Origin of the sequence: Rhodanobacter sp. KK11 (genome assembly GCF_033345435.1) — a bacterium.
Lineage (GTDB): Bacteria > Pseudomonadota > Gammaproteobacteria > Xanthomonadales > Rhodanobacteraceae > Rhodanobacter.
Window position 1 is genome coordinate 1,418,317 of the sequence record NZ_JAWPMI010000001.1, and the last position, 25,109, is coordinate 1,443,425.

Annotated in this window: 21 protein-coding genes and 1 tRNA gene; 16 read left to right on the top strand and 6 right to left on the bottom strand. The window is 66.0% G+C overall.

What is annotated here, in order from left to right; all coding sequences use genetic code 11:
* The first annotated feature begins 7 nt into the window (after positions 1–7).
* The 14 genes from R5H19_RS06345 (at position 8) to gyrA (ending at position 18,593) form a co-directional block, all read left to right on the top strand.
* Positions 8–1,516 carry an NADH-quinone oxidoreductase subunit M gene (locus R5H19_RS06345; RefSeq protein WP_318158098.1) on the top strand — a complete coding sequence of 503 codons (1,509 nt, stop codon included), beginning with the start codon at positions 8–10 and terminating at the stop codon, positions 1,514–1,516.
* 12 nt (positions 1,517–1,528) lie between these two features.
* The gene (gene nuoN / locus R5H19_RS06350; protein WP_318158099.1) at positions 1,529–2,983 is read left to right on the top strand and encodes an NADH-quinone oxidoreductase subunit NuoN; all 1,455 of its coding nucleotides are present in this window, start codon (positions 1,529–1,531) and stop codon (positions 2,981–2,983) included.
* Between the two features lie 77 nt (positions 2,984–3,060).
* A tRNA-Met gene (locus R5H19_RS06355) sits at positions 3,061–3,137 on the top strand.
* A gap of 198 nt (positions 3,138–3,335) precedes the next feature.
* Entirely contained in the window at positions 3,336–3,869 is a 534-nt protein-coding gene (rimP, locus tag R5H19_RS06360) for a ribosome maturation factor RimP (RefSeq protein ID WP_318158100.1), read from the top strand.
* A 103-nt stretch (positions 3,870–3,972) separates the two neighbouring features.
* Entirely contained in the window at positions 3,973–5,478 is a 1,506-nt protein-coding gene (gene nusA / locus R5H19_RS06365; RefSeq protein WP_318158101.1) for a transcription termination factor NusA, read from the top strand.
* 130 nt (positions 5,479–5,608) lie between these two features.
* Complete coding sequence (infB, locus tag R5H19_RS06370) at positions 5,609–8,428, top strand: translation initiation factor IF-2 (RefSeq protein WP_318158102.1); 2,820 nt, start codon at positions 5,609–5,611, stop codon at positions 8,426–8,428.
* A gap of 93 nt (positions 8,429–8,521) precedes the next feature.
* Positions 8,522–8,905: a 30S ribosome-binding factor RbfA gene (gene rbfA / locus R5H19_RS06375; protein ID WP_318158103.1), complete on the top strand. Its 384-nt coding sequence runs from the start codon at positions 8,522–8,524 to the stop codon at positions 8,903–8,905.
* 29 nt (positions 8,906–8,934) lie between these two features.
* Positions 8,935–9,861: a tRNA pseudouridine(55) synthase TruB gene (gene truB / locus R5H19_RS06380; protein ID WP_318158104.1), complete on the top strand. Its 927-nt coding sequence runs from the start codon at positions 8,935–8,937 to the stop codon at positions 9,859–9,861.
* Positions 9,862–10,027: 166 nt separating this feature from the next.
* Positions 10,028–10,297, top strand: a complete 270-nt coding sequence (rpsO, locus tag R5H19_RS06385) for a 30S ribosomal protein S15 (RefSeq protein WP_318158105.1) — start codon at positions 10,028–10,030, stop codon at positions 10,295–10,297.
* A gap of 25 nt (positions 10,298–10,322) precedes the next feature.
* On the top strand, positions 10,323–12,428 hold the full coding sequence (pnp, locus tag R5H19_RS06390) for a polyribonucleotide nucleotidyltransferase (RefSeq protein WP_318158106.1): 2,106 nt from the start codon (positions 10,323–10,325) through the stop codon (positions 12,426–12,428).
* Between the two features lie 121 nt (positions 12,429–12,549).
* Positions 12,550–13,560, top strand: a complete 1,011-nt coding sequence (locus R5H19_RS06395) for a poly(R)-hydroxyalkanoic acid synthase subunit PhaE (protein WP_318158107.1) — start codon at positions 12,550–12,552, stop codon at positions 13,558–13,560.
* Positions 13,561–13,573: 13 nt separating this feature from the next.
* Positions 13,574–14,641, top strand: coding sequence for a class III poly(R)-hydroxyalkanoic acid synthase subunit PhaC (locus tag R5H19_RS06400; RefSeq protein WP_318158108.1), 1,068 nt, complete (start codon positions 13,574–13,576; stop codon positions 14,639–14,641).
* 54 nt (positions 14,642–14,695) lie between these two features.
* Positions 14,696–15,709: an S-methyl-5-thioribose-1-phosphate isomerase gene (gene mtnA / locus R5H19_RS06405; RefSeq protein ID WP_318158109.1), complete on the top strand. Its 1,014-nt coding sequence runs from the start codon at positions 14,696–14,698 to the stop codon at positions 15,707–15,709.
* A 268-nt stretch (positions 15,710–15,977) separates the two neighbouring features.
* Positions 15,978–18,593, top strand: coding sequence for a DNA gyrase subunit A (gyrA, locus tag R5H19_RS06410; RefSeq protein WP_318158110.1), 2,616 nt, complete (start codon positions 15,978–15,980; stop codon positions 18,591–18,593).
* 70 nt (positions 18,594–18,663) lie between these two features.
* On the opposite strand, the gene R5H19_RS06415 is transcribed toward gyrA, so the two are convergent.
* On the bottom strand, positions 18,664–19,146 hold the full coding sequence (locus R5H19_RS06415) for a peroxiredoxin (RefSeq protein WP_318158111.1): 483 nt from the start codon (positions 19,144–19,146) through the stop codon (positions 18,664–18,666).
* A gap of 143 nt (positions 19,147–19,289) precedes the next feature.
* Here R5H19_RS06415 and R5H19_RS06420 point away from each other — a divergent pair, with 143 nt between their 5' ends.
* Together R5H19_RS06420 and R5H19_RS06425 are read left to right on the top strand one after the other, a co-directional pair.
* Entirely contained in the window at positions 19,290–19,748 is a 459-nt protein-coding gene (locus R5H19_RS06420) for an Hsp20/alpha crystallin family protein (protein ID WP_318158112.1), read from the top strand.
* A 96-nt stretch (positions 19,749–19,844) separates the two neighbouring features.
* Positions 19,845–20,738, top strand: a complete 894-nt coding sequence (locus R5H19_RS06425) for a DnaJ C-terminal domain-containing protein (protein WP_318158113.1) — start codon at positions 19,845–19,847, stop codon at positions 20,736–20,738.
* Positions 20,739–20,807: 69 nt separating this feature from the next.
* Here R5H19_RS06425 and pilH read toward each other — a convergent pair whose 3' ends face one another.
* The 5 genes from pilH to R5H19_RS06450 form a co-directional block, all read right to left on the bottom strand.
* On the bottom strand, positions 20,808–21,173 hold the full coding sequence (gene pilH / locus R5H19_RS06430; protein ID WP_318158114.1) for a twitching motility response regulator PilH: 366 nt from the start codon (positions 21,171–21,173) through the stop codon (positions 20,808–20,810).
* 69 nt (positions 21,174–21,242) lie between these two features.
* Positions 21,243–22,241, bottom strand: coding sequence for a YhdH/YhfP family quinone oxidoreductase (locus R5H19_RS06435; RefSeq protein ID WP_318158115.1), 999 nt, complete (start codon positions 22,239–22,241; stop codon positions 21,243–21,245).
* Positions 22,242–22,258: 17 nt separating this feature from the next.
* Positions 22,259–22,855, bottom strand: coding sequence for a TIGR00730 family Rossman fold protein (locus R5H19_RS06440; protein ID WP_318158116.1), 597 nt, complete (start codon positions 22,853–22,855; stop codon positions 22,259–22,261).
* 159 nt (positions 22,856–23,014) lie between these two features.
* Positions 23,015–24,439 (bottom strand): dihydrolipoyl dehydrogenase, encoded by a 1,425-nt coding sequence (lpdA, locus tag R5H19_RS06445; protein ID WP_318158117.1) that lies wholly within the window; start codon positions 24,437–24,439, stop codon positions 23,015–23,017.
* Positions 24,440–24,581: 142 nt separating this feature from the next.
* The coding region (locus R5H19_RS06450; RefSeq protein WP_318158118.1) for a 2-oxo acid dehydrogenase subunit E2 at positions 24,582–25,109 on the bottom strand (528 nt) is incomplete at its 5' end.

Consider the following 25,109-nt stretch of genomic DNA (forward strand, 5'->3'; position numbering starts at 1 on the left):
GGGATCCATGTTCAATCACTTGCTCAGCCTGCTGATCTGGCTACCCGTCGCCGGCGCCATCCCGGTGCTGCTTGCCGGCTCGGCCCGGCCCAATCTCGCGCGCTGGCTGTCGCTGCTGGTGGCGGTGCTCACCTTCGTGGTCAGCCTGTTCCTGCTGGGGCAGTACGACCCGTCCGGCGCCGCGATGCAGCTGGTCGAGAGCCACCTGTGGATCGCTTCCTGGGGTGTCCACTACGGCCTGGCGGTCGACGGCATCTCGGTGGCGCTGATCGTGATGACCACCTTCGTCGGCATCCTGGTGGTCGCCGGTGCGTGGGAGGTCATCCAGGACAAGCCGCACCAGTACATGGCCGCGATGCTGATCCTCGAAGGCCTGCTGATCGGCGTGTTCTGCGCCACCGACGCACTGCTGTTCTACGCGCTGTTCGAGGCGATCCTGATCCCGATGTTCATCCTGATCGGCATCTGGGGCGGCCCGCGCCGCGTGTACGCCACGCTGAAGTTCTTCATCTACACGTTCTTCGGCTCGGTCTTCATGCTGATCGCGCTGCTGTACCTGTACCAGAAGGCGCACACGTTCGACCTGGCCACGCTGGCGGCGTTGCCGCTGACGTTCAAGGAGCAGGCCTGGGTCTTCTTCGCGTTCCTGATCGCGTTCGCGATCAAGGTGCCGATGGTGCCGGTGCACACCTGGCTGCCGGACGCCCACGTCGAGGCGCCGACCGGCGGCTCGGTGGTGCTGGCGGCGGTGATGCTGAAGGTCGGCACCTACGGCATGCTGCGCTTCATCCTGCCGATCGTGCCCGATGCCGGCGCGCATTTCGCCTGGCTGGTGATCGTGCTCAGCCTGATCGCCATCGTCTACATCGGTTACGTGGCGCTGGTGCAGGAGGACATGAAGAAGCTGGTGGCGTATTCGTCCGTGGCGCACATGGGCTTCGTCACGCTGGGCATCTTCATTGCCTTCATGCTGGTGCGCGACGCCGGCAACACCGACGTGGCGATGCTCGGCATGCAGGGCGCGATGATCCAGATGATCTCGCACGGCTTCGTTTCCGGCGCGATGTTCACCTGCATCGGCGTGATGTACGACCGCCTGCACACGCGCCAGATCAAGGATTACGGCGGCGTGATCAACGTGATGCCATGGTTCGGCTTCTTCTACGTGCTGTTCGCGATGGCGAACTGCGGCCTGCCGGGTACCAGCGGCTTCGTGGGCGAGTTCATGGTGGTGCTGGCCAGTTTCAGGGCCAACCCGTGGATCGCGCTGTTCGCCGCGTTCACCCTGATCATCGGCGCGGGTTACACGCTGTGGCTGGTCAAGCGCGTGCTGTGGGGTCCGATTACCAACCCGCACGTGGCGGAAATGAAGGAGATCAACGGGCGCGAGACGTTCGTGCTGGCCGCCTTCGCCGCCGCCGTGCTGGCGCTGGGCATCTGGCCGCAGCCGCTGGTCCACCTGATGGACAACTCGGTGTCGCAGCTGGTGCAGCAGCTCGCCATTCACAAGATTTGATCGGGACCCGACATGCCAACCCTGAATGACATCCTGATCCTGCTGCCGGAGCTCTACCTGGTGGCGGCGGCGTGCCTGCTGTTGCTGCTGGACGCCTTCATGAAGCCCGCGCAGCGCCCGCTGCTGCACTGGACCTCGGTCGCGGTGCTGCTGGTGGCGATCTACCTGGTGGTTGCCGGCCAGCCGCCGCAGGCGGTGACGGCGTTCGGCAGCATGTTCGTGCGCGACGACGTGGCCGAGATCCTCAAGGTGTTTGCGCTGGGCACCACCGCGCTGGTGTTCGTCTATGCCCGCCCGTACCTGCTCGATCGCAAGCTGCTCGGCGGCGAGTTCTACACGCTGATGATCTTCGCCGTGCTCGGCATCATGCTGCTGGTGTCGGCGGGCAGCCTGGTCACCGTGTATCTCGGGCTGGAGCTGCTGTCGCTGTCGTCGTACGCACTGGTGGCGTTGAACCGCGACGCGAAATTGCCGCCGGAGGCGGCGATCAAGTACTTCGTGCTGGGCGCGCTGGCCTCGGGCATGCTGCTGTACGGCATGTCGATGGTCTACGGCGCTTCCGGCATGGGCGGCACGCCGACCCTGGACCTGGCGCAATTGCACAACGTGATGAGCTACACCACGGCGCCGACCCTGTTGCTGTTCGGCTTGGTCTTCATGGTGGTTGGCATCGGCTTCAAGCTGGGCGCCGCGCCGTTCCACATGTGGATCCCCGACGTCTACCAGGGTGCGCCCACCCCGGTCACCACTTTCATCGCCTCTGGTTCGAAGCTGGCTGCGTTCGGCATGGCCTACCGCCTGCTCGATGCCGGCATGGGCGACCTGTCGCAGCACTGGCAACTGATGCTGGCGGTACTGGCCGTGGCTTCGCTGGCCATCGGCAACCTGGTCGCGATCGTGCAGACCAATCTCAAGCGCATGCTGGCGTACTCGACCATCTCGCACATGGGCTACCTGCTGCTCGGCCTTGCCGCCGCCGGCCCGGAAGGCTATGCCGCGGCAATGTTCTACGCGATCTGCTATGCGTTGATGGGCGTGGCCGCATTCGGCGTGATGCTGGCGATGACCCGGGCCGGTTTCGAGTGCGAGGAAATCGCCGACCTCAAGGGACTCAACCAGAGGTCGCCGTGGATGGCGTTCCTGATGCTGCTGGCGATGTTCTCGCTGGCCGGTGTGCCGCCGCTGTTCGGTTTCTGGGCCAAGGTGCTGGTGCTGGAGGCGGCGATCCACGCGAACATGCTGTGGCTGGCCATCGTCGGCATCGTGTTCGCCATCATCGGTCTTTACTACTACCTGTACGTGGTCAAGGTGATGTACTTCGACAAGCCGCAGGAGGGTGGCGCGCTGCAGGCGCAGCCGGATCGGCCGTTGCGCGTGGTGCTGTCGCTGAACGCACTCTCGCTGCTGGTGCTGGGCATGTATTGGGGCCCGCTGCTGGCCTGGTGCCGGCGCGCGTTCGGCCTGTAAGGCGCGTCGGGTGTCGGATGCCGGCAATTTGAGGCTTGCAAGAAACCGGCCACCCCGGTAAACTCTTCGGACTCTGATGCGGGGTGGAGCAGTCTGGCAGCTCGTCGGGCTCATAACCCGAAGGTCGCAGGTTCGAATCCTGCCCCCGCTACCAGATCTTTCTTGATGCAAGAAAGCCTCCTCGTGAGGCTTTTTTGTTGGGCGCACGGATGCGTCGTGCCCGGTTGCTCCGGCAGCCTGGAGCGCCGGGAAGAGCTGCGTGAGGTGGAACATCGGCGAGATAGGGAAATGGGCCGTTGGAGCCCATTTTTTGTTTCTGCCGTTCTGAACAGGCGATCCGGGAAGATGACCCATGGACACACAGGCACTGGCACAACGTTTCACCGGCGTCCTGGCCGATCTGGGCCTGGAGTGCCTCGGCGTGGAGTTCACCCCGTCACACGGGCAGAGTACGCTGCGCGTCTACCTGGACCTGCTGGACAAGGATGCGGGCGAAGGCGAACGTCGCGAGGTCGGCATCGAGGATTGCGAGGCCGCCAGTCGCGAGCTGTCCGCCCTGCTCGACGTGGAGGACCCGATCCCCGGGCACTACGTGCTGGAGGTCTCCTCGCCGGGCCTGGATCGGCCGCTGTTTACCGCCGCACAGTTTGCGCGGGCCAGCGGGCAGGAAGTGAAAGTGCTGTTGAGGGCGCCGCTGGAAGGCCGCCGTCGCCTGCGTGGCAAGCTGGTTTCGGCAGAGGGTGGACACGTCGTGCTGGAAGCCGAAGGCAAGACGTTCGAGTTCGAGCATGCGCTGGTGGACAGTGCGCGTGTGGTGCCGGACTGGGTGGCGCTGGGTTATGCGCCGCAGCCCAAGCGCGGCGGCAAGGCGCCCGGCAAGAAATGATCCAGTGCGGCCGTCCAGGGCCGCGTTCCATATTCTGTGTTCCTGGATGAACACAACAATTCAACCACCGGCATCCGGACCGGATGCCTACGGAGTTGCAGCAATGAGCAAAGAACTTTTGCTGGTCGTCGATGCTGTCGCCAATGAAAAGGGCGTGCCGCTGGAAGTGATTTTCGAGGCGATGGAGGCCGCGCTGGCCTCGGCCGCGAAGAAACGCTATCCGGACGAGGAGCCCGACATTCGCGTATCGATCAACCACAACACCGGCGAATACGAGACGTTCCGCCGCTGGGAAATCATCGCCGACGACGGTGAGATGGAATCGCCGTCGTACCAGCTGCGTCTGATGGACGCGCTGGACGAGCGCGCCGACGCCAAGGTGGGCGAGTACATCGAGCAGCAGATCGAGAACGCCGAGTTCGGTCGCATCGCCGCGCAGGCCGCCAAGCAGGTGATCGTGCAGCGCGTGCGCGAAGCCGAGCGCCAGCAGGTGGTCGACGCCTTCGCCGATCGCGTGGGCGAGCTGGTCACCGGCATCGTCAAGCGCGTCGAGCGCGGCAACGTCTACCTCGACCTGGGCAGCAACGCCGAGGCGTTCATCCCGCGCGACAAGACCATTCCGCGCGAATCGGTCCGGGTCGGCGACCGCGTGCGCGGCTACCTGTACGAAGTGCGCTCCGAGGCTCGCGGTCCGCAGCTTTTCGTGTCGCGTGCGGCGCCGGAATTCATGATCGAACTGTTCAAGCTGGAAGTACCGGAAGTCGGCCAGGGCCTGGTCGAGATCAAGGGCTGCGCGCGCGATCCGGGCGACCGCGCCAAGATCGCCGTGCTGGCCCACGACAGTCGCACCGATCCGATCGGCGCCTGCATCGGCATGCGCGGCTCGCGCGTGCAGGCGGTCTCCAACGACCTCAACGGCGAGCGCGTCGACATCATCCTGTGGCACGAGAACCAGGCGCAGTACGTCATCAACGCGATGGCGCCGGCGGAAGTGCAGTCCATCATCATGGACGAGGAAAAGCACTCGATGGACATCGCCGTGGCCGAGGACAAGCTGTCCCAGGCGATCGGTCGCGGCGGCCAGAACGTGCGCCTCGCCAGCAAGCTGACCGGCTGGCAGCTCAACGTGATGACCCAGGACCAGGTCACCGCCAAGAGCGAGGCTGAGCAGGAGGCTGCACGCCAGCTGTTCATGGACAAGCTCGAAGTGGACCAGGAGATTGCCGTGATCCTCGTGCAGGAAGGCTTCTCCAGCATCGAGGAAATCGCCTACGTGCCCAGCGCCGAGCTGCTGGCGGTGGAGGGCTTCGACGAGGACATCGTCGAGGAACTGCGCGCCCGCGCCCGCGACGCCCTGCTGACCGAGGCACTGGCGGTGGAGGAAGGCGTCGACGAACATCAGCCTTCCGAAGAACTGCTGGCGCTGGAAGGCATGGACGAGGAGACCGCCTTTGCGCTGGCCGCCCGCGCGGTGACCACGGTCGACGACCTGGCCGATCTGGCGGTGGACGACCTGATCGACATCGAGGGCATGGACGAGGAGCGGGCCGCGGCGCTGATCATGGCCGCCCGTGCGCCAATGATTGCGCGACTGGAGAAGGGTGGCTGACCGCGGGCAGCGGCACTCCGGAGGGGGTGCCGGGAAAGGCTTCCGGGAAGCCTTTCACCACGGATGGAGGTGGCGGCGCAGATGATGCCGCACAGACGATAGGCGCGGGAACGGCGGAGCAGAGAACACGATGTCGGACGTCACGATCAAACAACTCGCCCAGGTACTGGGCATGCCGGTCGACAGGCTGCTGACGCAGCTTGGCGAAGCGGGCATGAAATTCTCCGACCAGGAGCAAGTCATCAGCAGCACTGAAAAGGTGAAGCTGCTCGGCTTCCTGCGCCGCACGCACGGCAGGGGCGAAGCCAGCGCCGAGGCCGACGACAGCGCACCGCGTCAGATCACCCTGAAGCGCCGCACGGTCGGTGAGCTGAAGGTGGCGGCGCCAGGCGGCCGCGGTGCTGCGGGTGCAGCCAAGACGGTCAACGTCGAAGTGCGCGCCAAGCGTACCTACGTCAAGCGCAGCGTGATTGCCGAGGAAGCCAACGCCGAGCCCGAGCGCGAAGAGGCAGTCCGCAAGTTGCAGGAGTCGCAGCAGCAGCGCGAGCAGGAAGAACGCGAGCGGATCGAGGCCGAGCAGCGTCGTCAGGCGGAGGCGCAGCAGCGTCGTCAGGCGGAGGTGCAGCAGCGTGCCCTGGACGAGCAGCACCGGAAGGCCGAAAAGGAACGGCGTGAGGCGGAGCCGGTCGGCGTTGCCGAACCCGCGGTGGCGGAGCACGACGAAACGGCGCCGGAACCGGCGGCCAAAGCGGCGCCTGCGGCTGCCGGCGATGAAGCAGGGTCGACCGTCCAGCGCATCGACCAGCGCGATCTGGGCATGATCCTGCCGCGCATCCACGAACCGCGCAAACGCGAGAAGCTGAGCAAGCCGGCCGCAGCCGCCACCCCGGCGACCGCTGCGGCGGCCGCCGGCGCGGCTGCTCCGGCGGCCACCGCCGGCGATGCCGCCCGCGGCAAGCCCAGGCATTCGCGCGAGCGCAGCGACAACGTCGATGGCAAGGAAGAGCGCGAGAGCAGCGGCAAGCGCTTTGCCGGCGGGCAGATGCATCTGAGCGAGGCCGATCGGGCCCGCCGTTCTTCCAGCAGCAAGCGCGCCAAGCCGGGCCGCAGCGGCGGCCGCGAGTTGCTGCGCGGCAGCAGCAGTGCCCCGGCCGGTCAACATGGATTCTCGCGACCCACTGCGCCGGTGGTGCGCGAAGTGGTCGTGGGCGACACCAACATCGTCGCCGAGCTGGCCCAGAAGATGGCGGTCAAGGGCTCCGAGGTGGTCAAGGCGCTGTTCAAGATGGGCGTGATGGCGACCATCAACCAGACCATCGACCACGACACCGCAGTGCTGGTGGTCGAGGAACTCGGCCACACCCCGGTGGCGGACAACCAGAACAACGCCGAGGAGACGCTGGCGGCGCACACCCAGAACATCGAACTGGAGGGCGAGAAGGTCACGCGTCCGCCGGTGGTGACGATCATGGGCCACGTCGACCACGGCAAGACCTCGTTGCTCGACTACATCCGCCGCACCAAGGTCGCTTCGGGCGAGGCCGGCGGCATCACCCAGCACATCGGCGCGTACCACGTGCAGACGTCGAAGGGCGTGATCACGTTCCTGGATACCCCCGGCCATGCCGCGTTCACCTCGATGCGCGCCCGCGGCGCGCAGTCGACCGACATCGTGGTGCTGGTGGTGGCCGCCGACGACGGCGTGAAGCCGCAGACGATCGAGGCGGTGAAGCATGCCCGCGCGGCCAAGGTGCCGCTGATCGTGGCCGTCAACAAGATGGACAAGGACAGCGCGAACCCGGACAACGTCAAGCAGGGCCTGGTCGCGCAGGAAGTGGTGCCGGAGGACTGGGGCGGCGACGTGCAGTTCGTGCCGGTGTCGGCCAAGACCGGCATGGGCGTCGAGGATCTGCTCGACGCGATCTCGGTGCAGGCCGAGGTGATGGAGTTGAAGGCGGTCGTCGACGGTCGCGCCTCCGGCGTGGTGATCGAGTCCAGCCTGGACCGCGGCCGCGGCCCGGTAGCCACCGTGCTGGTGCAGCAGGGCACGCTGCGCAAGGGCGATTTCGTGGTCTGTGGCGTCGAATACGGCCGCATGCGTGCACTGATCGACGAAACCGGCAAGCAGGTGACCGAGGCCGGCCCGTCGATCCCGGTGCAGGTGCTGGGTCTGTCCGGCGTGCCGGAAACCGGTGACGACTTCGTCGCGGTCGAGGACGAGCGCCTTGCCCGCGAGGTGGCCGAGGAGCGCCAGCTCAAGCGGCGCGAGACGCGGATGGTCAGCAAGAGCAACCGGCTCGAGGACATCATCGCCAAGATGGGCCAGGGCGAGGAGCAGCAGACGCTCAACATTCTGGTCAAGGGCGACGTGCAGGGTTCGGTCGAAGCCTTGCGCGAGTCGCTGACCCAGATCGGCAATGACCGAGTGCGGGTCAACGTGGTGGCTTCCGGCGTCGGCGGCATCACCGAATCGGATGCCACCCTGGCGGCGGCCTCGAAGGCACTGGTGATCGGTTTCAACGTGCGCGCCGACGCCTCGGCGCGCAAGGTGATCGAGACCAACGGCCTGGACGTGCGCTACTTCTCGATCATCTACGATGTGATCGACCAAGTGACCCAGGCGGCCACCGGCCTGCTCGGCATGGAAGTGCGCGAGGACATCATCGGCACCGCGGAGGTCCGCGACGTGTTCCGCAGCTCCAAGTTCGGCGCGGTGGCCGGCTGCATGGTCACCGAGGGTTCGGTCAAGCGCAACAAGCCGATCCGCGTGCTGCGCGACCACGTGGTGATCTTCGAGGGCGAGCTGGAATCGCTGCGCCGCTTCAAGGACCTGGTCGACGAGGTGCGCGCCGGCATGGAATGCGGCATCGCCGTGAAGCAGTACAACGACGTCAAGCCGGGCGACCAGATCGAGTGCTTCGAGCGCACCGAAGTGGCGCGCACGCTTTAAAACAGAAACGAGCGTGCGGGAACGAGAAACGAGAGAAGCGCAAGCGCGCTCTCTCGTTTCCCATCCCTCTTCACCCACCACTCAGGTTTTTTCATGCCCTCCCGCGACTTCAAACGTACCGACCGCATTGGTGCCGAACTGCGCCGCGAGCTGGGCTTGCTGGTGCACGCGGCCGTGCGTGACCACGGCTTGCCGTCGACCAGCGTGTGCGACGTGGAAATCACCCGTGACCTGGATTGGGCCACGGTGTGGGTGACCACCATGCTGCCGGAGCAGGGGCTGCCGGCGGTGAAGGCGCTCAACGAGATGAGCCACGAAATCCGCCATGCGCTGGCGCACAGCGGCATCCGCATGCGGCGGGTGCCGGAGTTGAAGTTCAAGTACGACGATTCGGTCGACAAGGGTGAGCGCATCGAATCGCTGCTGCGCCAGCAGGCGCGCGACCTGGCGCCGCCGGGCGGCGACAAGCAGGATTGAGCGGCCCATACGGAGGCACTGCCGAGCCGATGAGTCGTCCGCCGCGCATCCAGTTCCGTGACCTGCACGGCATCGTGCTGCTCGACAAGCCGCTGGGCCTGAGTTCCAATCAGGCGCTGCAGGCCGTGCGCCGGCTGCTGCGCGCGGCCAAGGGTGGCCATACCGGGGCGCTCGATCCACTGGCCACCGGTCTGCTGCCGCTGTGCTTCGGCGAGGCGACCAAGCTGGCCGGCAGCCTGCTGGGCGCGCGCAAGGCCTACCTGGCCGAGTGCCGGCTCGGCGTCACCACGGATACCGCCGACAGTGAAGGCGAGGTCATTCGGCAACGCCCGGTACCGCAACTCGATGCCGCCGCGATCGAGACGGCACTGGCCAAGCTGCGCGGCCGCATCCTGCAGGTGCCGCCGATGTATTCCGCGCTGAAGCAGGGCGGCGAGCGGCTGTACGTGAAGGCGCGTCGCGGCGAAACCGTCGCGGTGCCACCGCGTGAAGTGGAGGTGTACCGGCTGGAGCTGCTGGCGCGCAGCGGGGATACGTTGCAGTTGCTGGTGGAATGCGGCTCGGGTACCTACGTCCGTTCGCTGGTGGCGGATCTGGGCGAGGACCTTGGCTGCGGCGCCCATCTGACCGCGCTGCGGAGGATCTGGGTCGAGCCGTTCCGTGAGCCGCGGATGGTGACCCTGGCACAGCTGGAGCAGGCGGCGGAGCAGGGCGACGCCGCCTTGCTGGCATGGTTGCTGCCTGTCTCTGCCGGGTTGGCCGACTTGCCGGTGCTGCGACTCGACGAGGCGCAGGGGATGGCCATTTCGCGTGGTCAGCAGATCGTCCTGCCGGGCCTGCCCGAGACCGGGCGCTGCGTGGCGTACGCCAGCGATGGCGCGCTGCTGGCGTTGCTGGAAGCCGATGCCGCTGGGCGCGCGCGCATCCTGCGCGGCTTCAACCTGCCGCCGGACTGACTGATTTGCTTCGATGAACCGTCGCGCTCTTGTTGAAACACCGCTCCCATCAGTAGAATAGACAACTTATTTCAACGCTTTCACCCAACTAGGCGAAGCTTGCGCTTGCGTCATCCCGATGATGCAAGCGCAAGCTTCGCATCGCCTTTCAAGGAAACGTACAACCATGTCTCTTACCGCAGAACAGACCGGCAAGATCATCGCTGATTTCGGCCGTGCGCCGAACGACACTGGCTCGACCGAAGTCCAGGTGGCGCTGCTGTCCGCCCGCATCGACCATCTCACCGGCCACTTCAAGGAACACAAGCAGGATCACCATTCCCGTCGCGGCCTGCTGAAGCTGGTCAACCAGCGCAAGCGCCTGCTCAGCTACCTGAAGGATCGCGATCTGGCACGCTATCAGACCCTGATCGAACGCCTCGGCCTGCGCCGTTAATCCACAGGTCGAGGAGAAGATCAACGTGGCAAAAGTAACCAAGTCATTCCAGTACGGTAATCACGAAGTCACGCTGGAGACGGGCGAAATTGCCCGCCAGGCGTCCGGCGCGGTGATGGTCAGCATGGGCGGTACGGTGGTGCTGGTCACCGCCGTGGCTGCTGCGAAGGCGAAGGAAGGCCAGGACTTCTTCCCGCTCACCGTCGATTACGTGGAGAAGTTCTACTCCGCCGGTCGCATCCCGGGCGGCTTCTTCAAGCGTGAAGGCCGTCCGACCGAGAAAGAGACGCTGACCTCGCGCCTGATCGATCGCCCGGTACGCCCGCTGTTCCCGGACGATTTCAAGAACGAGGTGCAGGTCATCGCCCAGGTCGTCTCGCTCAACCCCGAGATCGACGGCGACATTCCGGCCCTGATCGGTGCCTCCGCTGCGCTGAGCCTTGCCGGTATCCCGTTCAAGGGCCCGATCGGTGCCGCCCGCGTCGGCTACGCCGACGGCAAATACCTGCTGAACCCGTCGGCCACCGAGTTGAAGACTTCCCAGCTGGACCTGGTCGTCGCCGGCACTGCCGGTGCCGTGCTGATGGTGGAATCCGAAGCGCAGCTGCTGTCCGAGGACGTGATGCTCGGCGCGGTGATGTTCGGCCACCAGCAGATGCAGGCGGCAATCCGTGCGATCGCCGAGCTGGCCACCGAGGCCAGCCGTCCGTCGCTGGACTGGCAGGCGCCGGCCCGCAACGAATCGCTGGTCGCCGCGCTCAAGGGCGCCGTGGGCAACAAGCTGGCGGAAGCGTTCCAGGTGCGCGACAAGCTGCAGCGCCGCGACGCGATCGCCGCGATCAAGGCCGACGTGATGGAATCGCTGAAGGCGCAGGCCGAAGCGAATGCCTGGTCGTCTGGCGAGCTGGCCAAGGAATTCGGCGAGCTCGAGTACCACACCCTGCGCGACAGCGTGCTGAAGACCAAGGTGCGCATCGATGGCCGCCAGCTGGACGACGTGCGTGCAATCACCGCCCGCGTCGGCGTGCTGCCGCGGACCCACGGTTCGGCGCTGTTCACCCGCGGCGAGACGCAGGCGCTGGTCGTCGTCACGCTGGGCACCACGCGCGATGCGCAGATCATCGACGCGCCGGCCGGCGAGTCGAAGGACCCGTTCCTGTTCCACTACAACTTCCCGCCGTTCTCGGTAGGTGAGGCCGGCCGCTTCGGCGCGCCGAAGCGTCGCGAGATCGGCCACGGCCGCCTCGCCAAGCGCGGCGTGCAGGCGGTCAAGCCGAGCATCGAGGAGTTCCCGTACGTGGTGCGCGTGGTCTCGGAAATCACCGAGTCCAACGGTTCCTCGTCGATGGCCTCGGTGTGCGGCTCCTCGCTGGCCATGATGGATGCCGGCGTACCGCTGAAAGCGCCGGTGGCCGGCATCGCGATGGGCCTGGTCAAGGAAGGCAGCGACTTCGTCGTGCTGTCCGACATCCTGGGCGACGAGGACCACCTCGGCGACATGGATTTCAAGGTGGCCGGCAGTGCCGAGGGCATTTCCGCGTTGCAGATGGACATCAAGATCGACGGCATCACCGAGGAAATCATGCGGGTGGCGCTGGAGCAGGCCAAGCGCGGGCGCCTGCACATCCTTGGCGAGATGGCCAAGGCGATCAGCACTGCCCGTGCGGAAATGAGCGAGTACGCCCCGCGCCTGATCACCATCAAGATCCACCCGGACAAGATCCGCGAAGTGATCGGCAAGGGCGGCGCCACCATCCGCTCGATCACCGAAGAGACCGGTACCACGATCGACATCAGCGACGACGGCACCATCGTCATCGGCTCGGTCAATCGCGAGGCGGGCGAGGCGGCGAAGAAACGCATCGAGCAGATCGTTTCCGACGTCGAGCCGGGCCGCATCTACGAGGGCAAGGTCGCCAAGCTGATGGACTTCGGCGCGTTCGTCACGATCATGCCGGGCAAGGACGGCCTGGTGCACGTATCGCAGATCTCCGACGAGCGCGTGGAGAAGGTCTCCGACAAGCTGAAGGAAGGCGACATCGTCAAGGTCAAGGTGCTGGAAGTCGACAAGCAGGGCCGCATCCGGCTGTCGATGAAGGCCGTGACGGAAGAAGAGCGCGCCAGCGTCTGAGGTTCTCCCTCAGACGACCCCGCAAGGCCCGGCGTTTGCCGGGCCTTGTGCGTTCAGGCGCCGGCGATCTTGTGCAACGTGCTTTTGCTAGGATGGATGAACCTTGCACGAGGACGCATCGATGGCTGACCCGGCGAACGATTTCATCAGGGATTACCAGACGCTGGCGCAGCAGTCGTGGGATGCCTGGACGCGCCAGTTCCAGCAGCCGCCTGCGGCCAATCCGTTCGCGCCGCCGGCGGCACCCGCGGCCGGCAACGATGCGCTGGAACGCACGCTGGCCGGCCTGAAAGGGTATTTCGACTGGATGCAGGCAGCCGCCAGCGGCGGTGCCGCCCAGCCGGCGACGGACTGGCGCCAGCAGTTGCAGCAGATGTTCGGCGGCGCCGGCCAGCCGTTTGCGCAGGCGTTCGGTGGCATCGACAGCGTCGGCGCCGAGGGCTTCGCGCGGCAATGGCAGTCCTGGCTGCAGGCGGCCCGGCCCGGCGGCTTCGCCGACCTGGCCGGAACGCAGGGGCCGACGCCGGCGTTCGGCCTGAACCGCGAGCAGCAGATGCAGCAGCAGGCGCTGGCTACGGCGTTGATGGCGTCGATGCAAGCCACGGCCCGTTACCAGGAGCTGATCCAGCGCGCCAACACACAGGGCATGCAACGCCTGCAGGGCAAGCTGGCCGAACCGGGCCGCCAAGTCGATTCGCTGAAAGGCTTGTACGACCTGTGGGTGGATGCCGCGGAAGAGGCCTATGCCGAGATCGCCTTGTCCGACGAGTTCCGCGAAGCCTACGGCGAAATGGTCAACGCGCAGATGCGCGTGCGCAAGCTGCAGCAACAGCAGACCGAACAGCTTTGCCAGCAGCTTGGCGTGCCGACGCGCAGTGAGGTATCGAGCCTCGGCGAACGGCTGCAGGCCCTGCGTCGCGAATTCCGCGCCAGCCAGGCCGGCGCGTCTTCCGATCATGCCGACGAGATCATGGCGTTGCGCCGTGAAGTGGCGGCGTTGAAGCGCCAACTGGCCAGCGCCTCGGGGGCGGCGTCCGTGCCGAAGAAGGTTGCGACGGAGAAGACGCCGAAGGTGGCGCGCAAACCGGCGGCCGCGTCCAAATCCGGCGCCAGCCCGCGCCAGCGCAAGTAGGGAGAGAGCTGCCATGCAAACGCCCATCCGCATCGATCCGATCCAGGCGCTCGCCGACATCGCCACCTTCCAGCGCAAGCTCGCCGCCGGCATGGGCCATCTGCGCGAGATGCGCGAGCCCGAATACGCCAACACCCCGCGCGAGCTGGTCTACAGCGAGGACAAGCTGAAGGTGTGGCATTTTACCGGCCACGGCAAGACGACGTCGAAGACACCGTTGCTGATCGTCTATGCGCTGGTCAACACGGTGTGGATGACCGACCTGCAGGCCGACCGCTCGATGGTGCGCAACCTGCTGGAGCAGGGCGAGGACGTCTACCTGATCGATTGGGGTTACCCCGACGGCGCCGACCGCTGGCTGACTTTGGACGACTACATCAACGGTTATCTCGATCGCTGTGTCGACGTGGTACGCCAGCGCCACGATCTCGACGCGATCAACCTGCTCGGCATCTGCCAGGGCGGCGCGTTCTCGCTGTGCTACACCGCGCTGCACCCGGACAAGGTGAAGAATCTGATCACCATGGTCACGCCGGTGGATTTCCACACGCCCGACAACATGCTGTCGCACTGGTGCCGCCGCATGGACGTGGACCTGTTCGTCGACACCATGGGCAACATACCCGCCGGGTTGATGAACTACGTTTACCTCACGCTGAAGCCGCTGCGGCTGAACCAGCAGAAGTACATCGGCATGGTCGACATCCTCGACAACCCGGCCGAGCTGGAAAACTTCCTGCGCATGGAGCGCTGGATCTTCGACTCACCGGACCAGGCCGGCGAGGCGTTCCGCCAGTTCATCAAGGATTTCTACCAGGACAACAAACTGGTCAAGGGCACGCTGCAGATCGGTGGCCGCACGGTGGATCTCGGCATGATCACCCAGCCGGTGCTGAACATCTTCGCCGAGCAGGACCACCTGGTGCCGCCGGATGCCTCGCGTGCGCTGGGCAAGCACGTCGGCACCACCGACTACACCCAACTCGCGTTCAAGGGCGGCCACATCGGCATCTATGTCTCCGGCCGCGCCCAGCGCGAAGTGCCGCCGGCGATCCACCAGTGGTTGCGCCAGCGAGCGTGAGTCGCCTTCCCGCCTGTCGTGCGCAATGCGTGCACGACAGGCGATAATGGCTGGATGACCACCACCGCCGAAATCCACGATTCCATCCGCGCCGTGCAGTGGCAGGGCGATCACCTGCGCCTGCTCGACCAGCGCTTGTTGCCCGGCGAGGAACGCTGGATCGACTGTCGCGATGCGGCGCAGGTGACCCAGGCGATCCGCGACCTGGCCGTGCGCGGCGCACCGGCGATCGGCATTGCCGCCGCGTGGGGCGTGGCGATGGCGGCGCAGCAGGGTGCCGCATTGGAACCGGTGCTGGCGATGCTGCGTGCGGCGCGACCCACCGCGGTGAACCTGATGTGGGCACTGGACCGGATGAAGCAACGCATTGCCAGCGGCACGGACGCGCTGCTGCGCGAGGCGCAGGCGATCCAGGACGAGGATCTGGCCGCCAATCGCCACATGGGTGAGCTGGGTGCTTCATTGATCGCACCTGGCTCGGGTGTGCTGACCCATTGCAATACCGGCTCGCTGGCCACTGCCGGCTACGGCACCGCGCTGGGCGTGATCCGCGCCGGCGTGGCGGCGGGCCGCATCGCGCGGGTATATGCCGGCGAAACCCGGCCATGGCAGCAGGGGGCCCGGCTGACCATGTGGGAGCTGGTGCGCGACGGCATTCCGGCGCAGCTGATCGCCGATTCGGCAGCGGCGCACCTGATGAAATCCGGCGCCGTGCAATGGGTGATCGTGGGCGCCGACCGGATTGCCGCCAACGGCGACACTGCGAACAAGATAGGCACCTACCAATTGGCCATCGCGGCGAAGTACCACGGCGTGAAGTTCATGGTGGTGGCGCCGTCCTCCACCGTGGACATGGCCACCGGTAGCGGCGAGGAAATCGAGATCGAGCTACGCGATCCGGCCGAGTTGCTCGGCACCAACGGCTGCCGCACCGTGGTCGAGGGTGCGCAGGCATGGAACCCGGTGTTCGACGTGGCGCCGGCGGAGCTGATCGATGCGCTCGTTACCGAGCGTGGCGTGATCGAGCGGCCGAACGGCATGGCGATGCAGGCGATGTTCGGGCGCTGAAAGCGCCTCGCTCGCAACCCACGGTTTGCGCTCGTCGGACGGGTTGCTCCGGCAGTCGCCGCTCGCCACACGGGTCATTTTTTCGGCAGCCTGCGCGAGGCTTTTCCCGTCCTTTGACAGTGTGTTGCAAGTTGTTGATTGGCAAAGGCTAAATCCTGTCTTTTCGATGTCGTTCGTGCTACACTTTCAAGGTTGATTTCGGGTCGCATGCGCATGCGCTTGAGGCGCGGCGCCAGCGCCCTTTTTTCGTTATCAGGGAAGCCGATTGATGGCAGAGCTCGCCAAAGAAGTTATTCGCGTCAACATCGAAGACGAGATGCGCCAGAGCTACCTCGACTACGCCATGAGCGTGATCGTGGGCCGCGCACTTCCGGACGTCCGCGACGGCCTGAAACCCGTGCATCGCCGCGTGCTGTACGCGATGAACGAACTGGGCAACGTGTGGAACAAGCCGTACAAGAAATCGGCCCGCGTGGTCGGTGACGTCATCGGCAAATACCATCCGCACGGCGACCAGTCGGTCTACGATGCGATCGTGCGCCTGGCGCAGCCGTTTTCGCTGCGCTACATGCTGGTCGACGGCCAGGGCAACTTCGGCTCGGTCGACGGCGACAGCGCCGCCGCGATGCGCTATACCGAGGTGCGCATGTCGCGGCTCAGCCACGAGCTGCTGGCCGACATCGACAAGGAAACCGTCGACTTCGGTCCGAACTACGACGAGAGCGAGCACGAGCCGCTGGTGCTGCCCACGCGCGTGCCGAACCTGCTGGTGAACGGTTCGGCCGGCATCGCGGTCGGCATGGCCACCAACATCCCGCCGCACAACCTCAATGAGGTGATCGCGGCGACGATCGCGCTGATCGACGAACCCGGGCTCTCGATCGACGAGCTGATGCATTACATCCCGGGTCCGGACTTCCCGACCCACGGCATCATCAACGGTTCGTCCGGCATCGTCGAGGCCTACCGCACCGGCCGCGGCCGCATCCTGGTACGAGCGAAGGCCGAGATCGAGATCGAGTCGAACGGCCGCGAGACGATCATCGTCCACGAACTGCCGTACCAGGTGAACAAGGCGCGGCTGATCGAGAAGATCGCCGAACTGGTCAAGGAGAAGAAGCTCGAGGGCATCAGCGAGCTGCGCGACGAGTCCGACAAGGATGGCATGCGCATCGTCATCGAGGTGCGCAAGGATGCGATGGGCGACGTGGTGCTGAACAACCTGTTCCAGCAGACCCAGCTGCAGGTCACCTTCGGCATCAACATGGTGGCCCTGCTGAACGGTCAGCCGAAGCTGCTCAACCTCAAGGACATCCTCGAGGCGTTCATCCGCCACCGTCGCGAAGTGGTCACCCGCCGCACCATCTTCGAGCTGCGCAAGGCGCGCGCCCGCGCGCATATCCTCGAAGGCCTGACCGTGGCGCTGGCCAACATCGACGAGATGATCGAGTTGATCAAGACCTCGGCGTCGCCGGCCGAGGCGCGCGAGCGCATGGTGGCGCGGCGCTGGGAAGCGGGCCTGGTGCGCGCGCTGTTGTCGGCGACCGGTGCCGATGCGTCGCGCCCGGAAGACATGGACCCGCGCGACGGCCTGAAGGCCGACGGCTACCAGCTGTCCGAGGCGCAGGCGCTGGAAATCCTGGCGATGCGCCTGCATCGCCTCACCGGGTTGGAGCAGGAAAAGCTTTCCGACGAATACCGGCAGATCCTGGAGACCATCCGCGGCCTGATCGAGATCCTGGAGAATCCGAACCGCCTGCTGGAAGTGATCCGCGAGGAGCTGCAGGTGATCAAGGCCGAGTTCGGCGACGCGCGTCGCACCGAAATCCAGCATTCGCAGGAGGACCTCGACGTACTCGACTTGATCGCGCCGGAAGACATGGTGGTCACGCTGTCGCACACCGGCTACATCAAGCGCCAGCCGGCCAGCACGTACCGTGCGCAGCGACGCGGCGGCAAGGGCCGTTCGGCTTCGGCGCTGAAGGACGAGGACGTCGTCGAGCAGCTGTGGGTGGTCAACACGCACGACACCTTGCTCACCTTCACCAGTACCGGTCGCGTCTACTGGCTCAAGGTCTACCAGATTCCGGAAGCGGGCCCGGGCGCGCGCGGCAAGCCGATCATCAACCTGCTGCCGCTGGGCGAGGACGAGAAAGTGCAGGCGGTGCTGCCGGTGCGCGAGTACAGCGACGACCGTTATGTGTTCTTCGCGACCCGTCACGGCACGGTCAAGAAGACGCCGTTGACCGAGTTCGCCTACCAGCTGCAGAAGGGCAAGCAGGCGATCAAGCTCGACGAGGGCGACGCGCTGGTCAACGTGGAGCTCACCGACGGCAACAGCGACATCCTGCTGTTCGCCTCCAACGGCAAGGTCAATCGCTTCGACGAGAACACCGTACGCTCGATGGGCCGCACCGCCACCGGCGTGCGCGGCATGAAGCTGGCGGACGGGGCTGAAGTGGTCTCGCTGATCGTGGCGGCGGAAGGCGACATCCTCACCGCGACTGCGCGCGGCTACGGCAAGCGCACGCGGCTTGACGAATTCCCGAAGAAGGGCCGCGGCACCCAGGGCGTGATCGGCATCCAGTGTTCCGAACGCAATGGCGCACTGGTCGCCGCGGTACAGGCCGGCGAGGCGCACGAGCTGATGCTGATCTCCGACCAGGGCACCCTGGTGCGCACCCGCGTGGCGGAAGTCTCGCAGCTCAGCCGCAACACCCAGGGCGTCACCCTGATCCGCTTGCCCGCCGACGAGACCCTGGTCAGCGTGGTACGGCTGGAGGCGGACGAGGACAACGGCGAGGATGCCGAGATCGTCGATGCCGATGCGCCGGCCGGCGGTGGCGATGCCGCTGGTACCGGATCGGCCGCCGCCGACGAGTGAGTCCGCGACCGGCCTGCCACGAAAAGCCCCGGCCATGCCGGGGTTTTTCGTGGCAGGAGCCGTGTACTGGTCAGCGGGGGATCGCGGCCAGCATTGCCTCGGCGCTTGAGATACGCAGTTCGCCGGGGGCTTCCACCCGCAGCAGGCGCACCACGCCGTCCTCCGCATACAGCGCAAAGCGGCGCGCGCGCAGGCCCATGCCGAAAGCGCTGCCGTCCAGTTCCAGGCCCAGGGCGCGGGTGAAGCCGGCGTTGCCGTCGGCCAGCATCAGCAAGCCTGGGGGCACCCGCTGGGCGAGAGCCCAGGCCTGCATCACATAGGCGTCGTTGACGGCCAGGCACATCACCTTCACCCCGGCTTTTTGGAAGTCGGCGTAATGCTGCACGTAGCCGGGGAGATGCCGGCTCGAGCAGGTCGGTGTGAAGGCGCCAGGGACGGCGAACAGCACGACGCGGCTGCCGGCAAACAGCTCGCCGGTCCGGCAGGGGCGAATGTCCTCGCCGACCACCGACAGTTCGACGTCCGGCAGCGACTGGCCGATCTGGATGGCCATGGTTGGAGGCTCCTTTCGTTGGCGACTCCCGCCATGCTAGCGCCGCCGGATCAGGCTTGTCGCCTTGAATCGGGAGCCACCCAAACCCACTTCCCGGACAAGCGGCATCGGGCCGCAATTCCTATCGACGAGGAGGGACGAACATGAATCTGAGTCGCAATTTTCCGTGGAACCCGACCGGCATGGCCAACATCGGTGACATCCGCGAGGCCTTCGATCGCCTGCTCGGCAGCCCGGCCGAAGCGGACCAGTCCAACGTGGTGACCAGCCAGTGGGCGCCGCGCGTGGACATCAAGGAAGAGGACAAGCGCTTCGTGATCTATGCCGATGTTCCGGGGGTGGACCCCGGGGAGATCGAGGTGAGCATGGAGAAGGGCATCCTCACCATCAAGGGCGAACGCACCGTGGAGAACCGCGAACAGAACGGCAAGTTCACCCGGCTGGAGCGCTCGCACGGCCTGTTCCACCGCCGCTTTGCACTGCCCGACAGCGCTGATGCCGAGGGCATCACCGCGCATGGCAAGCATGGCGTGCTGGAAATCGTCATTCCGAAGAAGGCGGAGACCACACCGCGCCGCATCACCATCAATACCGGCAGCTGAAGCCATTCCGCGAGTATTGCGGAGACGACCTGCTGCGGATGATGATCCGCGGCAGGTCGTCGCGTGTTGAAGAGATCGAATCGGCGGAGTGCCTGCGTGGAATTCAAAGACTATTACGAGATCCTGGGCGTGAAGCCCGATGCGAGCGAGGCCGAAATCAAGGCTGCATATCGCAAGCTGGCGCGCAAGTATCACCCGGACAAGAACAAGGAAGCCGGCGCCGAGGAGAAGTTCAAGGCGGTCAACGAGGCCAACGAAGTGCTCAAGGATGCCGAGAAGCGGCGCTCCTACGACCAGTTGCGCGCCGGCGGCTATCGGCAGGGCGAGCCGTTCCGTCCGCCGCCGGGCTGGCAGGGTCAGCAGGGTTTCGGCGGCGACGACGGTGACTTCAGCGATTTCTTCGAGAGCCTGTTCGGCCGCGGCGCGGCTGGCGGCCATCGTGGCCAACCGCGCCCACGTCGCGGTCGCGACGTGCAGGCATCGGTGCAGATCGACCTGCAGACCGCGTTCGACGGCGGCCGCACGCGGTTGTCGATGCATGACCCCGCCGGCGGCGAACGCGTGCTGGAAGTGAAGATCCCGGCCGGCATCCAGCCGGGCCAGGTGATCCGTCTGGCCGGCCAGGGCCAGAGTGGCGTGGCCGGCGGGCCGAACGGCGACCTGCTGCTGGAAGTGGGCATCCGCGAGGATGCGCGCTTCCGCCTGGACGGCCGCAACGTGGTGCATGTGCTGCCGATCGCGCCGTGGGAGGCGGCACTGGGCGCCACCGTGCCGGTGCCGACGCTGGCCGGCACGGTCGACCTGCGCATCCCGGCCGGCTCGCAGTCAGGGCGCAAGCTGCGCCTGAAGGGACGCGGCATGCCCGGCGCGAATCCGGGCGACCAGCTGGTCGAGCTGTCGATCCGCACGCCGGCGGCGGAGAACGACAGGCAGCGGGCCGCCTACGAGGCGTTGCACGGGGAGTTCGGGAATTTCGACCCGCGGCGTTGAGCCATGCAGTCGGCGTGAACGAAAACGGCGCCTGGTGCGCCGTTTTTCGTGGAATCGTTGCGCCGCAGATCAGCCCGGCAGGAATTCCTGCAGCGCCTTGACCAGTTCCTCTTCCTTGATCGGTTTCGTCACATAGGCCTTGGCGCCTTGGCGCATGCCCCAGACCCGGTCGGTTTCCTGGTCCTTGGTGGTCACCAGGATGATCGGAATGTGCGCGGTTGCGGCGTTCTTGCTGATCGTGCGGGTGGCCTGGAAACCGTTGAGGTTGGGCATCACCACGTCCATCAGGATCAGGTCGGGCATTTCCTGCTTGGCCACTTCCACGCCCGCGGCGCCGTCTTCGGCCGACAGGGTTTCATGCCCGAGCTTCTCGACGATCCGCTTGATGCCCAGCAATTGCGAGGGGGAGTCGTCGACGATCAGGATGCGTGCCATAAGGTGATAATCCCCTGCGAGTTTCGTTGATTCTAAGCCGTGGCGATGGTACTTCCAAGCGCGGCTTCGTCAAACCGTGCCTTCGATGCGTACCAGGGTGCGCCCGAACGAGTCGCCTGCGAGCATGCGCGCAAACACGTCGGGCAGTTCGTCGAGGCTCGTCTCGCGAGTGACGATGCGTTCCAGGTGCTGCGGTTTCCAGTCGTTGGCGAGGTGCTGCCAGACCGCGTCGCGCAGATCGCGGGCGGTGCCGGCCGAGGCGATGCCGAGCAGGCTGGCGCCGCGGATGATGAACGGCATCACCGTACTGTCGAAGGCGATGCCGCCGGCATTGCCGCAGATCGCCACGTTGCCGTACGGCGCGATGAGCGGCAGCAGGCCGCCGAGCATGCCGCCGCCGACGTTGTCCAGCGCGCCACCGAAGCGGGCGGAGTCCATCGGCTTGCCGCTGAAGGCGAGCTGGTGGCGGTCGATGCATTCGCTGGCACCGAGCTCGCGCAGGAAGTCGAAGTGGTCGGCCTTGCCGCTGATCGCATGCACCTCGTAGCCGGCGCGGCTGAAGATGTCGATCGCCAGCATGCCGACGCCGCCGCTGGCGCCGGTCACCGCGATCGGCCCCAGCGCCGGCGACTGCCGGTTGTCCTGCATGCGCAGCAGGGCCAGTGCCGCAGTGAAGCCGGCGGTGCCGATGATCATGCTTTCGCGCAGGCTCAAGCCGGCCGGCAGCGGGATCGTCCAGCGCGCGTCGAGGCGCGCGTATTCACCGTAGCCGCCGTCGCGCGTCTCGGACAGGCCGCTGCCAGTGCACAGCACCGCATCGCCTTCCCTGAGCGCGGGATCGGTCGAGGCGACCACGTGGCCGGCCACGTCGATGCCGCCGTTGAGCGGGTAGGTGCGCAGGATCCGGCCCTTGCCCGTGCCGGCCAGCGCGTCCTTGTAGTTGACCGAGGAATACGCGACTTTGACCAGCACTTCACCGGGCGACAGTGCGCCGGTTTCCATGGTCTCGATGCCGGCGCGGTAGCCGGTGTCGTCGTTGTGGATGCGGAAAGCGCGGAAATGGGGCATCTCGACCTCCTGTGGAATCAGGCGTCGACGCTGCGGGAGGAAATCCACTTGGGCGTGTAGCTGCCTTCGTACTCCCGCATCCAGTCGAACAATGCGGCGATGTCGTCGCCGAACCAGATGCTGTCGCGCTGCGCCGCCTTCACGAAGGATTCGTCGACCATGTGCTCCATCATCGTGCGCAGGTCGCGGTAATAGCCGCGCACGTCGAGGAAAGCACAGGGATAGCGATGCAGGCCGAGCTGCGCCCAGGTCAGCATCTCGAACATCTCGTCCATCGTGCCGAAGCCGCCGGGCAGGGCGACGAAGGCGTCGGACAGCTCGTACATGCGCGTCTTGCGCTGGTGCATGGTCTCGACGATCACCAGTTCGCTCAGGCCCGGATGGGCTACTTCCAGTTCCACCAACTGGCGCGGGATCACTCCGATCACCTTGCCGCCGCCGGCGAGCACCGCGTCGGCCACCACGCCCATCAGGCCTACCTTGCCGCCGCCGTAGACCAGCGCGATGCCGCGCCGGGCCATTTCCGTACCGAAGGCATGCGCCTGCTCGGCGTACTCGGGGTGCCTGCCGCTGCTGGAGCCGCAGTAGACGCAGATGGCGGTGGGTTGGGGCATGCGTATTCCGTTGAAACGTGTTTTTGCAGGAGCCCGCTCGCGGGCGATGCTTCTGCTCTGATCTCGACCAAAAGCATCGCCCGCAAGTGGGCTCCTACGGCAGAAGAAACGGCCCGCCCATGTCGCCACGAGCGGGCCGCGTTGGCCTTGCGTGGGCGATCAGTTGCCCTTGTGGATGGCGCGCTTGTCGACCGACAGCGCCGCCTCGTGCACGGCCTCGGACAGCGTCGGGTGGGCGTGGACGATGCGGGCCAGATCCTCGGAGGAGCCCTTGAACTCCATCGCCACCACGCACTCGGCGATCAGCTCGGACACGCCCGGGCCGACCATGTGCACGCCGAGGATGCGGTCGGTTTCGGCATGGGCGATCATCTTCACCTGGCCGACGGCCTCGTTCATCGCGACGGCGCGGCCGATGGCGGCGAACGGGAAGCTGCCGACCTTGTAAGGCACGCCTTCGTCCTTCAGCTGTTTCTCGGTCTTGCCGGCCCAGGCGATTTCCGGCTCGGTGTAGATCACCCACGGGATGGTGTCGTAACTGACATGCCCGGCCTTGCCGGCGATCCACTCGGCGACCGCCATGCCTTCCTCGAAACCCTTGTGCGCAAGCATCGGGCCGCGTACCGCGTCACCCACGGCCCACACGCCGTCCACGCCGGTGTGGCAATGCTCGTCGACGATGATGCGGCCGCGCTCGTCCAGTCTCACGCCGGTGTCGTCGGCCAGCAGCCCGGCGGTATAGGCGCGGCGGCCCACGGCGACCAGCAGCTTGTCGACGACGAGCTTCTGTTCGCCATCCTTGTCGGTATAAACCAGGTGTACGCCGTCCTTCTTCACTTCGGCCTTGCCGAGTTTGGCGTTGAGCTTGATGTCCAGGCCCTGCTTGGCGAATTCCCTTGCCGCCACCTTGGCGATGTCCGCGTCGGCGGCGGCGAGAAACTCCGGCAGTGCCTCGATCACCGTGACCTCGGCGCCGAGGCGGCGCCATACGCTGCCCAGCTCCAGGCCGATCACGCCGGCGCCGATCACGCCAAGGCGCTTCGGCACGGCGTCGAGCTCCAGTGCGCCGGCGTTGTCGATGATGTTCTTGCCGTCGAACTTCGCGAACGGCAACTCGATCGGCACCGAACCGGAAGCCAGAATCACGTTGGTGGCGGCGATGGTCTGTTTGCTGCCGTCGTTGCCGGTGATCTCGACCTGGTTGCCCTTCAGCAGCTTGCCGGTGCCGAAGAAGCTGGTGATCTTGTTGGCCTTGAACAGCTGGGCCACGCCACCGGTGAACTGCTTGACGATCTTTTCCTTGCGCCCGATGAAGGTCTTGAGGTCGACCTTGGCGTTCTCGACCGTGATTCCGTGCACCGGGAGGTTGTGTGCAAGGTTGTGGAACTGCTTGGACGAATCGAGCAGCGCCTTCGACGGGATGCAGCCCACGTTGAGGCAAGTGCCGCCGAGCGCCTGCTTGCCGTCCTTGCCGGCCCAGGCGTCGATGCAGGCTGTCTTCAGGCCGAGCTGCGCGGCGCGGATCGCGGCGTGATAACCGGCCGGGCCGCCGCCGATGACGATGACGTCGAATTTGTCGCTCATGGTTTTCCTCTTTGCTCTTTCCCTCTCCCACCGGGAGAAGGTGGCGCGAAGCGCCGGATGAGGGTGCGGACGGAGCGAGGCGTTGCGGTATCACCGAACCCTCACCCCAGCCCCTCTCCTTGCGGGAGAGGGGCTCAGGCGGTTACAGGCCCAGCAGCATCTTGTGCGGATTCTCCAGCTGGTTCTTGATGTCGACCAGGAACAGCACCGCGTCCTTGCCGTCGATGATGCGATGGTCGTAGCTGAGCGCGATGTACATCATCGGCGCGGCGACGATCTGGCCGTTCTCGACGATCGGACGCTCCTTGATCGTGTGCATGCCCAGGATCGCGCTCTGCGGCGGGTTGACGATCGGGGTGGACAGCAGCGAGCCGAAGGTGCCGCCGTTGGTGATGGTGAACGTGCCACCCTGCAGGTCGTCCAGCGACAGCTTGTTGGCGCGCGCCTTGATGGCGTAGTCGGCGATGCCTTTCTCGACGTCGGCGAAGCTCATGTCCTGCACGTCGCGCAGCACCGGCGTGACCAGGCCCTTGTCGGTGGCCACCGCGATCGAGATGTCCTGGTAGCCGTGGTAGATCACGTCGTTGCCGTCGACCGAGGCATTGACGAACGGGTAGCGCTTCAACGCCTCGGCGGCGGCCTTGACGAAGAAACTCATGAAGCCGAGCTT